A 12402-nucleotide genomic window follows, 5' to 3' on the forward strand; every position below is an offset into this window, starting at 1 on the left:
GGCCTGGAAGGCCGCCACCTGGGTCGTGGTTAACGCCTGAATCTGGGCCGTTGAAAGCGCAGCGACGTCAGCTGTGCTGAGGGCCTGGATATTCGCCGTGGATAGGGCGGCAATCTGGGTCGGCCCCAGGAAAGTAATAGGCGAGACCATTTACAACCTCCGATCGCACCTCGTTTGAGGCGCCTCATGGACGGCGATGAACAACACCCATTTTTTGGGCGCAACCACAGCCATGTGGTTGATATGGCAAAAACAAACCCGCTTCGCGCTTCCCTTATGGCTACGCTGGCGAAACCCTCAGGCAACCCTGACGACGTCCCTTGTGGACCTAAGCCGTCCGACTGACCCCTATACCCAAAGCGCAAATGCACCTCTGGCACACGGATAGCCTGAGGGGCACGATAATAAGATGCGAGGGTAACTTCAAGGCGTATTTTAAGCGCATTGCTAATGAAGGCCCTGAATCCGCCTACCCCAAAGTGTTAACGAGACGTTAGCGGCCGAGTGTCCCGGTCAGTATGGGATAAACAGAAAGGACGGGACATCAATATATGGAGGGATAAGGTTGTTTCTTATTCCTTGAAATTTCCCAATCCGCCGCGGCGTTGACTCTGTTTCAGTGTGTCAGAAACATGATAACGCTGTCCCAACGATGGTTAATCGTGTCCCTATCTCATGTGATGACATGAGCAATTTTCGTCCTATGGCCTGTGTGCGATGCGTTACCGCTGTAGACAAAGACCTGTAATCTGCTGCTCTCAAGAAGTGCATGACAAATTTGCTGATGAAATCAGGTGCGGCTACTGGGGAAGGGACGGCCGTTTCCCCAGACGCGTCGCCCGGACGGGAACGCCCGTATAAATTTCGAGCGGCATCAATTCATGCCACAGGGCGACCGCCGCGGCGAATGCTTAAGTTATCAGAGGAGGTATAGCAGCCCCGGCCAATACAGGCCCCGGTTGCGCGAGGCCCGGGGAAAGGCGTCACACCCACCAGATATAGACACCGCGATGGTGGACTCGGACCCATGGCGACCAGCGGGTCAAGGGACGCCCCCATACCGCAACGCCTCCACCACGATCTGAAAAGCGGGGAGATTCTGTCGCCGGCTGGGATAATAAATGAAGTAACCTGGGAACGGCGGCGACCAGTCGTCGAGCACCAGGAGCAATTCCCCTGCCTCGACGTGCCGGCGAACGATATCCTCGGGAAGATAGGCGATACCGTAACCACTCATTGCCGCATCCACCATGGCGTATGAGGTGTTGAACGTCAGCTGTCCCTGCACGCGGACCCGCAACTCTTTGCCATCCTTGGAAAATTCCCAGGCATAAAGGCCACCTTGGGTGGCCTGGCGCCTATTGATGCACATGTGGGCGATCAGATCGTCGGGGTGGCGGGGTACCGGCCTGTTGGCGAAATAGCCGGGCGAGGCGACAGCGACCAAGCGCCAGTCAGGGCCGATTCGCACAGCGACCATATCCTTTTCGACATTCTCACCCAACCGCACGCCGGCATCGAATCCATCCTCAACGATGTTGCGCAGGCCGTTATCGATGCTGAATTCGATCTGGATGTCCGGATATCGGCCCATCACAGAGCGAAGCCTGGGCCAGACGACACTTTCCAGCGCATGGTCGGACAACGTTATGCGGACCGTGCCCGCCGGCTTTTCACGGAATTCCATGAGGGCGGCGATCGCCCCCTCGATCTCGGAAATGCGCGGGGCCAACGTCTGGCGCAACCGCTCGCCCGCCACAGTCGTCGCCACACTGCGGGTGGTGCGCGTCAGCAGACGGATGCCCATGCGCGTCTCCAACTGCTTGATGGTATGGCTGAGGGTGGATTGCGAAACGCCAAGCCTGGCAGCCGCCCTGGTGAAACTGCGCTCCTCCGCCACCGCAAGGAACCAGAGCAGCTTGTTGAAGTCCTCTCTCGCCATCCCCGCCCCCTCATCCGCCGCCGCGTCACCCATCGCCCGTAAGCGAGGGCAGATTATTTATGGCCTGTATCGATAAATCCAAGCGGATTACTTAGTCTAATCCCAATACGGCCAATGCCTTACACTCCCCCTCAAGCAGTGGCCCTAAAGCGGTGGAGCGCCACTGTCCGCCAACATCCCACGCCTTCTTCCTGGGTCGCTGCGTCACCCACGTGGCAGCCCTTCGAATTGGTAAGGAAGCAAGCTGATGATTCAGCACCACCCCCTCCCAGTCATCGCCTCCCGGCGGGGATTCATCACCGGCCTGGCGGCCGGCATCACCTGTCCGCAGCTGGCGGCCGGATCAGAGGGGGTGACGGGCAGAAAGGAGCGCGGCATGAAAATCAGGATAGCCTTCAGCAGCCACAGCTTTACCGCCAGCCTTGAGGACAATCCCTCGGCATGGGACTTCGCCAGCCTGCTGCCGCTGGCGCTGTCGATATCGGATTATTCGACCAACGAGAAGATCGCCTATCTGCCGCGCAAGCTCTCGGAAGAGGGCGACCGGCCCTTCGGGAACGAGGCGCCGGGCGATCTTTGCTATTACGCGCCCTGGGGCAACCTGGCCTTCTTCCATGCTGGATATCGCTATTCGGCGGGATTGATTCGGCTGGGTCGGCTTGAGGATGGCATCGCCCCCCTGCTGACGCGCGGCACATTCCCCCTGCATATCGACCGACTGTCTTGAGTCAGTCGGCGATCTGCCCCCCAAAGCCCTGACAAGCCCAAACCGAGGAGTTCCGAGATGCTGGCCACCATTCTGCATGGCGCTGGTGACGTGCGCTATGAGCCCGTCGCCGACCCGCAAATCCTCAAGCCGACCGACGCCATCATCAAACTGGCGGCCACCTGCATCTGCGGGTCGGACCTTTGGCCATACCGCGGACTGCAGCCGACCAGCGGCCCCGCCGCCATGGGCCACGAATATTGCGGCGTGGTGGTGGACGTCGGTGCCGACGTCCGCACCGTTCGCCCTGGGCAGTTCGTTGTCGGGTCCTTCTGCATCTCTGACAACACTTGCCCACACTGCCGCTTCGGCTTCCCCTCCTCGTGCGAGCAGCGGGAGTTCATGAGCGGTGCCCAGGCCCCGTTTGCCCGGGTGCCCCTGGCGGACGGCACCCTCGTGCCGCTGGCGGAAATGCCGCCCGACGACCTGATCCCCAGCCTGCTGGCCGCGTCGGACGTGCTGGGCACGGGGTGGTACGCCGCCTATGCCGCCAATGTCAGGCCGGGCGCCACGGTGGCGGTGGTGGGCGATGGTGCGGTGGGCCTGATGGGGGTCCTGGCCGCCAAGCAGATGGGCGCTGAGCGGATCATCATCATGAGCCGTCACAAGGCCCGCCAGGACCTGGCCTTGGACTACGGCGCCACCGATATCGTGTCGGAACGGGCCGAGGCCGGCGTGGCCCGCATCAAGGAACTGACCGGGGGTATCGGCGTGGACGGCGTGCTGGAATGCGTGGGCACGCAGGAATCCATGCGCCAAGCCATCCAATGCGCCCGTCCCGGTGCCATGATCGGCTATGTCGGCGTGCCGCATGGCGTGGAACTGGACGGCCAGTCCCTGTTCTTCTCGCAGACCGGCATGCTGGGTGGGCCGGCCCCCGTCCGGCGTTTCCTGCCCCAGCTGATCGAACTGGTGCTTCAGCGCAAGATCAATCCCGGCAAAGTCTTCGACCAGGAATTGCCCATCGCGGACGTCGCGGAAGGCTATCGGGCCATGGACGAACGACGCGCCATCAAAACCCTGCTGCGGGTTTAAGTCCGTCTTTTGAAGGACTGCGCCATGAGGGGTCGGCGGCCGCCGATCCCCTTCCCCGGCTCCGGGCCCACGGGCGCGAACCGGCGCGCAGCGCCCTCCCGGAAACCGCATCAAGCAGGGGGCCACCAAACCCGCTGGCCTCTATTAGACCAGTCCGATTGATGAGCCGCCCTCATCATCTCAAGCAAGTGAGGGCGTCTAATGCATGGCGGCGGCGGAAGCCACATTTGCCCGGACCACAGGGGAGTATCGAAGATGGCCACGCATATCGATACCGCGGAGCGCGGTGACAACCAGAAGAGCAAGACCGGCCTGGCGCGGCGGAATGTGCTGAAGCTGGCAGGCGCAGCCGCGATGGGATTCATGGCCGACATCGACCGGCAGCCCGCCAAGGCGCAAGACATGTCGAACGGCGCCGACAACTTCTACACCAGCGACCTGGTGACGGTTCGGCCCGTCACCTTCAAAAACCAATATGCCATGAGGGTGGCGGGAAATCTGTTCACGCCCAAGACCCTGAATACGACGGTGCGGGCGCCAGCCATCGTGGTGGGTCACCCCATGGGCGCGGTCAAGGAACAGAGCGCCAATCTTTACGCCACCAAGATGGCGGAACGCGGCTTCGTGACCCTATCCCTGGATCTGTCGTTCTGGGGCGCGAGCGAGGGCTGGCCGCGCAACGCCGTCTCCCCCGACATCTACGCCGAGGATTTCAGCGCTGCGGTGGACTTCCTTGGCACCCATCCCTTCATTGACCGGAAGCGCATCGGCGCCATCGGAATTTGCGGCAGCGGCAGCTTTGTCATCAGCGCCGCCAAAATCGATCCGCGCCTCAAAGCCATCGCGACGGTCAGCATGTACGACATGGGGGCTGCCAACCGGAACGGCCTGCGCCACGGGCTGAGCCTGGAGCAACGCAAGCAGATCATCGCGGCGGCGGCCGAGCAGCGCCATGTCGAATTCACTGGTGGTGAAATCCAATACACCAGCGGCACGGTCCATGCGCTGACCGCGACCTCGACACCGGTTGAGCGCGAGTTCTACGATTTTTATCGCACGCGTCGGGGAGAATTCACCCCCGACGGGCAGTCACCGTTGCTGACAACGCATCCCACGCTGACCAGCAACGTCAAGTTCATGAATTTCTACCCCTTCAACGACATCGAGACGATTTCCCCCCGCCCATTGTTGTTCATCACCGGGGAGATCGCGCATTCTCGCGAGTTCAGCGAAGACGCCTATCAACGCGCGGCGGAACCCAAGGAACTGCTGATCATCCCAAGGGCGGGGCATGTCGACCTTTACGACCGCGTGAACCTCATCCCCTTCGACAAACTTCAGTCGTTCTTCAGCCAACACTTGGCGACCTGACGCCCTATCAAGGCGGCGTTGCGTCCTCCCTTACCAGAGTCACCATAATCGCCCCCATCGGCATGCCGGTGGGGGCGCGTGCGTTGTGTCCAACGTAAGCCACGCGGCTATAGTCAACCCATGACAGAAGGATGCCGGGCGATGCCGCGCGAGAACGTCAATGACCTGATGGTCTTCGTGGCCGTCGCGCGGGAGCGCAGTTTCACGCGCGCCGCGGCGCAGCTGGGCGTCAGCCAGTCAGCCCTCAGCCATACCATTCGGCACCTGGAGGCCAGGCTGGGGGTGCGGCTGCTGTCGCGTACCACCCGGGCGGTCGTCCCGACGGAAGCGGGCGAACGACTGTTGGAGGGTATCGGTCCCCATTTCGAGGCGATCGAGGCGCAGGTCGACGCGCTGAACGCGTTGCGGGACAAGCCGGCTGGCAACATTCGCATCGTTGCGTCGGACCACGCCATCAAGCATGTCCTCTGGCCCAAATTACGCCAGTTCCTGCCCCGCTATCCCGACATCAAGATCGAACTGGTTCTCGACAACGGTCTCAGCGACATCGTCACCGAACAATTCGACGCCGGCGTACGCATGGGCGGGGATGTGGCGAAGGACATGATCGCCGCCCGGATCGGCCCGGACTTCTGCCTGGCCGTGGTGGGGGCGCCGTCGTACTTCGTCGCCCATCCGGAACCGCGGCATCCCAAAGATCTGGTGGGCCACGCCTGCATCAATTTCAGGCTCCAAGGGTCGGGGACCCTGTATGCCTGGGAATTCCAGGAAGACGGACAGGGAATGCGGGTTCGTGTCGACGGGACCTTGATTTTCAATAACATATTTAACTGCCTGGAAGCGGCCCTGGACGGCTTCGGCTTGGCCTACATCCCGGAGGAAATCATCCTGCCCCACGTCGCGGATGGGCGGCTGGTTCGCGTCTTGCAAAAATGGTCACCCTACTGGGAAGGGTATCATCTCTATTATCCCAGCCGCCGGCAGTCCTCGCCCGCCTTCGTGGCCCTGGTGGACGCCCTGCGGCACCGCGGGTGAGCCATCGGCTATGTCGGCCGGCCACGGTCGGCGCGCGCTGTCAGAAGAGCCACGCAGACGGCGAAGACCAGCAAGGCCGCGCTGGCACTGAACGTCGGCCGGTAGCCCCCCGCATCGAACAACGCGCCGCCAACCGTGGCGCCCAAGGTGATCGCCAGTTGCACCACCGCAACCATGAGACCGCCGCCGGCCTCAGCGTTTTCCGGCATGGTACGGGATATCCAGGTCCACCAGCCCACCGGCGCCGCGGTGGCCACCAGCCCCCAGACGCTGAGAAGCAAGACGGTAACGGGGACGTTCCCGTGGGCAATGACGAGGGCCAGGGCGATGGCCGCCATCGCCGCCGGAATGACGACCAGCGTCCGGTAGAGCCCCCTCTTGAGAAAGGCCCCAATGAGGATGGTTCCGACGAAGCCGCTGATCCCCATGACCAGCAGCATGAGCGACAGGCCGGATACATCAACATGCCCAGTCGTTTCGAGGAAGGGCCGCAGGTAGGTGAACAGGGAAAACTGCCCCATGAAGAACAGGCTGACAGCCGCCATGCCCAGCGCCACCACGGGCCGGCGCAACAGGACGAAGGGGTTGCGGTGACTCAACGATTCCGTCGCCCGCATGGACGGCAGGCTCACGAGCTTCCAGACCAGGACGACGGCCGCGACCGGCACGACGCAGAAGAAGGCGCCCCGCCAACCGATCAGGCCGCCCAGGAAACTGCCCAGCGGGGCCGCGACAACCGTGGCCAGGGCATTGCCTCCATTGAAGATGGCCAGGGCCCGGGGCACGAGCCCATCCGGCACCAGGCGCATGGCCGTCGCGGCCGACATGGACCAGAATCCGCCGATGGTCACGCCGATCAACGCCCGGCCGACCATGAAAATCAAATAATTGGGGGCCAATGCCACGATGGCGCCGGACACGATCATGAGGCCTGTCAGCGCCAGCAGCAGCGGCCGGCGGTCATGTCCACCGGCCAACCGGGAAATGGACAGGCTGGTCAGGACGGCGAAGGCGCCGGAAACGGAGATGGCCTGCCCCGCCTGCCCTTCGGTGATACCCAGATCCGCCGCGATCGGCGTCAACAAGCTGACAGGCATGAATTCGGACGCGACAAGCGCGAAAGCGGCGAGTGACATTGCGAAAACCGCCCCCCATGACGCTGGGCGGGCGTTCAAACCATGGACGTCAACGGGGGCTTGGGCCAGCATTCCTGATCGACCTCGACAGTGTACCGATATGAAACGACCAGGGCGCCACCGGTCTCCCGCTGACGCGGGGTTGGGAGGCGCCGTGGTCAGGCGCTACACTTAATCTAGGGCGGGCTAGGGCATTACCCGTGATGGCCTGCTTGCCATCATGATGTCTGTTCATAAATCCAGGGGCGGCGCGTCCAAGTCGCGAACACACGCAAGCCATCGCCTTTTTCACTTGCGTCCTGACAAATCTTGAGGCGCTGATTTGGGCACATTCACGTTCGGGAAAGCGCCGGATCATTAAGAGGGTTCTGACGTCAGAACCCGGGGGATGGCCTCACCGCAGGGTAAGGGCCGCCTCTTCCGCAACCCATTCCACCCACTTGTGGATATTGCTGGCGGCGGCGGCGGCGCGTACCTCGGGGGCTCCCAATTCTCGGGCCCTTTTGTAAAGGCGGGTGCGAACGTCCAACGGCTCGGCGGCCAGCCGGTCGATCAACCCCTGGTTTGGAACGCGCGGCGCCAACGCCGGAGGCGGGGCGGCCACCACGATGGGGGCGGCCTCTCCCGCCAGTTTGCGCACGAAGCCGGCGAAGGCCAGATCGGCATTGCGAATCTTGCCCGTCTGACCCGATGCCCAGCCGGCCCAACGGTCCAGCGCCATGTCAATATCGACGCCCGGATACTCGGCGCGCAGCTGTTCCACCGCCGTGTCGCTGACGCGGCGCTTCAACCCCAGGACGGAAACGGGCCGGTCACGATCCGTCTTGCCATCCTCCAAATCCACAGTGTCGGCGTCCCGGGCACCCGCGGCGAAGCCACCCTTGCCCACGGACCCCACAGGATCGATGGCGAACTCGGTGGCCCGGGCGGCAGAGGTCAACGCCGCCCGCTCCTTCTTCCGGATGGTGAAGAGTAACGCCACCACCGGGCGACCGCGCGAGGGCGATCGGATGGGGGTATAGCTGCACTCGATGGCCGAGAGTTCGTTGACCTCGCGCACCGCCCGTTCCAGCACCTCGCGCTGCAGGATGCCGAAGTTCTTGTTGGCTGAGGTGTTCTTGACGCTCAACAGTTGACGGAAGGTATCGATATCCACCTCCCAGTCCGGTTCGCGCAGATTGACCCGCACACTCAGCAACTCGTACAGAGCCAAGGCGTATTTGGAACTGAAGCTGGTGCATACCGCCAGGTGGATCCGCGCCCAGGCGGACGGCTCCGCCAAGGCGGGGCGAAGTTCCGCCGGGAAAGACCATTCCGCATACCCTTTGCCCTTGGGCAGGGCACGGAAACTCAACAAGGGGGCGCCACCCTCCTTCAGTTCCCCATCCGCGCTGAGGTAGGGGAACTCCACCCGCACGGACATGAGCCGGTCGAAACAGCTTTTCAGGCGGGCGTTGCTATGCTCCGTCTCTTCCCCGATGGCCCGCTTCAGGTCGGCGGTGGAAGCGCGGAAAGGCGGCAGAGCCGCAGTGGCATCCGCCAGCTTGTCCCAACTGTGTGCCAGGATGACATTGAACAGCTTCTTGTCGGACAGGGTCAGGCCGCCACCGGTCTCGATGATCTCGATGGTGCCACGGGGCTTGGGCACGGTGGGATCCGTGTCCAGGCGAAAGGGGTCACCTGTCGCCTCCGGGCGCCTCGCGGGCGGTTTTGCTGCGATCCTGCTCATGCTGTGCAGTCGACCAGCACCACCACACAGAGTCAACCACGCCCCGGAAGGTGGCGACAGAACACATAGAAAGGCGGCGACGGCCCCGTCAAACTGGCGAGAAAACACATAAGGAAGGGCACGTCGCTGATCTGGGTGGCGAGAAAACACATAGAGACAGCCCCCGTTCCCCTGGAATCGGCCCCCCGGCACCGACGACTCCGCCCCCGCCGGTCGCTGGCGAGAAAACACATTGAAACGACCTTTAGGCCCTGGCGAGAAAACACACAGAGATCTGTCGTCCGGTCCGGGAAGCGACCGCTTAATGCATTGATATTGAATGAATATTTTTGCACCCCCGTGAACCCTTACGGCGTGACGAGAAAACACATGGGAACGACTCGGCAGGCATGGCGAGAAAACGCATGGAAAGGGTTTGTCGCCCCGTGGACATTCCCCCCTCCACGTCCATCGCGGCCCATGGCGAAAAAACGCATGGAAACAAGCCGATGACGAGAACCCGCACAAGGACGCCGGATAAAACGCATGGAGAGCGGCGACAAAGCACATCGAGACTCGGGAGAAAGCGCATGGAAATGTTCCTTAACCCCGTGAACTAAAACACTTTCTCGGACGCGAACAAGAACAAGAGGAATCTGGAAAGAGTCTGACGAGGTCCCCTTCTTGAATAAGGCGAAGGCGAACCATCAACTATCAACCATCAACGTTGGCGTTGACACTTGATGGTGGTGCTGGCAGGTTCTGACGTCAGAACCGGCTGGAACGTGAAGGATGGGGCGATGAACGGCGACCGGATGCGCGAGTTGCGCCAAATGCTGCGGCAAAGCCAAGGCGACCTGAAGGATATGCTGAACCAGCGCCTGTCCCGCTCCTACGACAAGCCCAAGATCAGCCGCTGGGAAAACGGCAAGGAGCCCATCCCCGACGACGTGGCAGCGGAGCTGGAACAGATCGCCTCACACAAGCCGCGCAACGCCAAGGTCTTTGTCCTTGCCAATCAGAAGGGCGGCGTAGGTAAGACCACAAGCGCCCTGAACCTGGCCTATGCCCTGGGCCAGTCCGGCAGCCGGGTGCTGTTGATCGACATGGACCCGCAGGCCACCGCCACCGTGGCGCTGCTGGCTGACGCGGCGGTAGAGGTTTACCGCCAGGGTCGCACCATGGCCCACGTCATCCTGCAGAATCGGGCCATGGCCGATTCCATCCTGAAGCCGGGCATGGTCGAAACGGCGGTACCCCTGCCCTTCGACCTGGCCGCCAGCCACATCGAGCTGTCGGAAACCGATGGCCGGCGCGAACCCGGTTTCGATGCCGCCCTGCGTGAGGCGGTGGATACGGTGCGCGCCGGCTATGACTTCATCGTCATCGATGCGCCACCCAACCTGGGCATGCTGACCTGGATGGCCTTGGCCGCGGCGCAGGAGGTGCTGATCCCCGTCCGAACCGAGCCCTATGACACCATGGGCGTGGGCCTGATCCTGAACACCATCCATAAGGTGCAACGGCGCCTGAACCCAGGCTTGCGCCTAGCCGGTATCCTCCCCACGCAGTTCGGCCGCCGGAAGTCGGTGGATCGGGAGGTGCTGGCCCATCTGGTGACGGCGCTGGGGGAAAAGGTGCCGGTGCTGGAGGCCGTGCCCGACAGCGCCGTGTTCGGCCACGCCGCCCGCAACGGCCGCATCGCGCTGGAGGCATCGCCCACCTCGTCCGCCACGGCGGTTTATCGTAAGCTGGCGGACTGCATCATCGCCGGCCGGCCGTTGGCCCGCGCGGATATCGACTTGATTCCTGTTGAGAGCGAGGCCTGAGCGCCATGACGGTGAAGAAACGACCCTCCCCCATCCTGGGCGCGGCATCCGCCATGATCGGCGAGGCCTCGGGCGAGTTGGTGATGTCGCGCGACAGCCGCTTTCACCATAGCATCGAATTGCCGGTCGACCACATCGCCCCCGATCCGGAACAGCCGCGCAAGTTGTTCTCGGAGGAAGGACTGGACGGCTTGGCCGCCAGCATGGCGGAGCAGGGGCAGTTGCAGCCCATCCTGGTCCGCCGCAACCCCGATGACCGTGGGCACTGGATCGTGGTGGCGGGTGAACGCCGCTGGCGGGCCGCCCAGCGTTTGGGCTGGGGCGTTATCCTGGCCATCGAGCACACTGGTGACCCCGAAGTGCTGGCGCTGATCGAGAACCTGCAGCGCGTTGACCTGACGCCGGTGGAAGAGGCGCGCGGCCTGAAGCGCCTGATTGACGGCAAGGGCTGGAGCCAGAACCAGGCGGCGGAAGCCTTGGGCAAGACCAAGGGCGAGATCAGCGCCACACTGCGCATTCTCAGCCTGCCCGATGATATCCTGGAAGGGGTTCTGACGTCAGAACTGGGCCTGTCGCGCAATGTGCTGGTGGAACTGTCGCGGGTGGATGAACCGGCGGTGCGGGAGCGGCTGATTCAGTCGGCCCGCAGCGGCACGCTCAGCATCCGCACCATCCGTGCCGCCAAGGCGCAGGACGCCGTGCCGGAGGTGCTGGAGGGCAAGCCATCCACCGGCATCACCGCGCCGGGCGTGAATCTGGCCTCCGTGGAACGGCTGGTCAGCAATCTGCGCTCCTTGCGGCCGGCGGCCCTGAAGGATAAGGACCGGGAGCGTCTGCGGGCCCTGCGGGCCGCCATCGACGCGCTACTGGGGTAATTCACCGGCACCGAATCATTGCGCCAGCGCAAAGACGCAGCAAATCAGCCGTCGTAGGGAAGGGGCGGGGCTGGATGATGGATCCGGCACCGCCTCATCTCATGATGGAGAGTATAGATGCGTTCCCTTCCCCTGGCGCTGGTGGCCCTGATGACCTTGGCCGGCCCGGCCTTCGGCGCCGAGCATGTCGTCAAGATGTTGAACAAGGGTGCCGACGGCATGTTTGTGTTCGAGCCGGCGCTGGTGAAGATCGCGCCGGGCGACAAGGTGACCTTCCAGTCCGTCGATGCCGGACACAATGTGGAAAGCATCCCCGGGATGTTGCCCGATGGCGCTCCGGCCTTCACCGGCAAACCCAATGAGACGCTTACCGTCACCTTCGACAAGCCGGGCGTCTATGGGTATCGCTGCAAGCCGCATTACGGCATGGGCATGGTCGGTGTGGTTGTGGTCGGCACGCCCACCAACCTGGACGCCGCCAAGGCGGTGCCGCAAACCGGCAAGGCCAAGGCCGCGTTCGAGAAGCTGCTGGCTGCGGCCAAGTAAGATTCTTCATAAGCGTTTGGAAACGCGGGGAGAACGGCTTCGGGGGTGTTCCTCAGCCTCTCCCCGTTCCCTGGTTCAATCCCTCAAAGTTGACCCCCTCCCGTATATAGTCATATGATAATATTATGGCGGGGACGCGCCTGGGTGGTCGCCAACATT

Annotated in this window: 10 protein-coding genes and 1 pseudogene; 7 read left to right on the plus strand and 4 right to left on the minus strand. The window is 62.9% G+C overall.

Annotated features, from left to right (window positions below):
* Positions 1–3 precede the first annotated feature (3 nt).
* Positions 4–150 (minus strand): annotated as a pseudogene (locus UCD39_RS27595) (hypothetical protein); the annotation flags it as partial.
* A gap of 892 nt (positions 151–1042) precedes the next feature.
* Entirely contained in the window at positions 1043–1942 is a 900-nt protein-coding gene (locus UCD39_RS27600; RefSeq protein WP_330498807.1) for a LysR family transcriptional regulator, read from the minus strand.
* A 247-nt stretch (positions 1943–2189) separates the two neighbouring features.
* On the opposite strand from UCD39_RS27600, the gene UCD39_RS27605 reads away from it, so the two are divergent.
* The 4 genes from UCD39_RS27605 (at position 2190) to UCD39_RS27620 (ending at position 6149) form a co-directional block, all read left to right on the plus strand.
* Positions 2190–2669: a cyclophilin-like fold protein gene (locus tag UCD39_RS27605; protein WP_330498808.1), complete on the plus strand. Its 480-nt coding sequence runs from the start codon at positions 2190–2192 to the stop codon at positions 2667–2669.
* Positions 2670–2726: 57 nt separating this feature from the next.
* Complete coding sequence (locus UCD39_RS27610) at positions 2727–3743, plus strand: zinc-dependent alcohol dehydrogenase family protein (RefSeq protein ID WP_330498809.1); 1017 nt, start codon at positions 2727–2729, stop codon at positions 3741–3743.
* Positions 3744–3998: 255 nt separating this feature from the next.
* Entirely contained in the window at positions 3999–5114 is a 1116-nt protein-coding gene (locus UCD39_RS27615) for an alpha/beta hydrolase (RefSeq protein ID WP_330498810.1), read from the plus strand.
* 141 nt (positions 5115–5255) lie between these two features.
* A complete protein-coding gene (locus UCD39_RS27620) occupies positions 5256–6149 on the plus strand; it encodes a LysR family transcriptional regulator (protein ID WP_330498811.1) in 894 nt (297 codons plus the stop codon).
* Positions 6150–6157: 8 nt separating this feature from the next.
* On the opposite strand, the gene UCD39_RS27625 is transcribed toward UCD39_RS27620, so the two are convergent.
* Positions 6158–7357: an MFS transporter gene (locus UCD39_RS27625; protein WP_330498812.1), complete on the minus strand. Its 1200-nt coding sequence runs from the start codon at positions 7355–7357 to the stop codon at positions 6158–6160.
* A 322-nt stretch (positions 7358–7679) separates the two neighbouring features.
* Positions 7680–8933: a replication initiation protein gene (locus UCD39_RS27630; protein ID WP_330498813.1), complete on the minus strand. Its 1254-nt coding sequence runs from the start codon at positions 8931–8933 to the stop codon at positions 7680–7682.
* 860 nt (positions 8934–9793) lie between these two features.
* Here UCD39_RS27630 and UCD39_RS27635 point away from each other — a divergent pair.
* From UCD39_RS27635 to UCD39_RS27645, 3 genes are all read left to right on the plus strand, one after another.
* Positions 9794–10822: an AAA family ATPase gene (locus UCD39_RS27635; protein WP_330498814.1), complete on the plus strand. Its 1029-nt coding sequence runs from the start codon at positions 9794–9796 to the stop codon at positions 10820–10822.
* 5 nt (positions 10823–10827) lie between these two features.
* Positions 10828–11697, plus strand: coding sequence for a ParB/RepB/Spo0J family partition protein (locus tag UCD39_RS27640; protein WP_330498815.1), 870 nt, complete (start codon positions 10828–10830; stop codon positions 11695–11697).
* Positions 11698–11814: 117 nt separating this feature from the next.
* Positions 11815–12243 carry a pseudoazurin gene (locus tag UCD39_RS27645; RefSeq protein WP_330498816.1) on the plus strand — a complete coding sequence of 143 codons (429 nt, stop codon included), beginning with the start codon at positions 11815–11817 and terminating at the stop codon, positions 12241–12243.
* The last annotated feature ends 159 nt before the right edge of the window (positions 12244–12402 follow it).

The organism is Nitrospirillum karajorum, assembly GCF_036348415.1.
GTDB classification, from domain to species: domain Bacteria; phylum Pseudomonadota; class Alphaproteobacteria; order Azospirillales; family Azospirillaceae; genus Nitrospirillum; species Nitrospirillum amazonense_B.

What these genes read in the sequence shown, in the direction of transcription:
- UCD39_RS27600 (WP_330498807.1), bottom strand. Translation starts at nt 1,942, where the DNA reads ATGGCGAGAGAGGACTTCAACAAGCTGCTCTGGTTCCTTGCGGTGGCG.
- UCD39_RS27605 (WP_330498808.1), top strand. Translation starts at nt 2,190, where the DNA reads ATGATTCAGCACCACCCCCTCCCAGTCATCGCCTCCCGGCGGGGATTC.
- UCD39_RS27610 (WP_330498809.1), top strand. Translation starts at nt 2,727, where the DNA reads ATGCTGGCCACCATTCTGCATGGCGCTGGTGACGTGCGCTATGAGCCC.
- UCD39_RS27615 (WP_330498810.1), top strand. Translation starts at nt 3,999, where the DNA reads ATGGCCACGCATATCGATACCGCGGAGCGCGGTGACAACCAGAAGAGC.
- UCD39_RS27620 (WP_330498811.1), top strand. Translation starts at nt 5,256, where the DNA reads ATGCCGCGCGAGAACGTCAATGACCTGATGGTCTTCGTGGCCGTCGCG.
- UCD39_RS27625 (WP_330498812.1), bottom strand. Translation starts at nt 7,357, where the DNA reads ATGCTGGCCCAAGCCCCCGTTGACGTCCATGGTTTGAACGCCCGCCCA.
- UCD39_RS27635 (WP_330498814.1), top strand. Translation starts at nt 9,794, where the DNA reads ATGAACGGCGACCGGATGCGCGAGTTGCGCCAAATGCTGCGGCAAAGC.
- UCD39_RS27640 (WP_330498815.1), top strand. Translation starts at nt 10,828, where the DNA reads ATGACGGTGAAGAAACGACCCTCCCCCATCCTGGGCGCGGCATCCGCC.
- UCD39_RS27645 (WP_330498816.1), top strand. Translation starts at nt 11,815, where the DNA reads ATGCGTTCCCTTCCCCTGGCGCTGGTGGCCCTGATGACCTTGGCCGGC.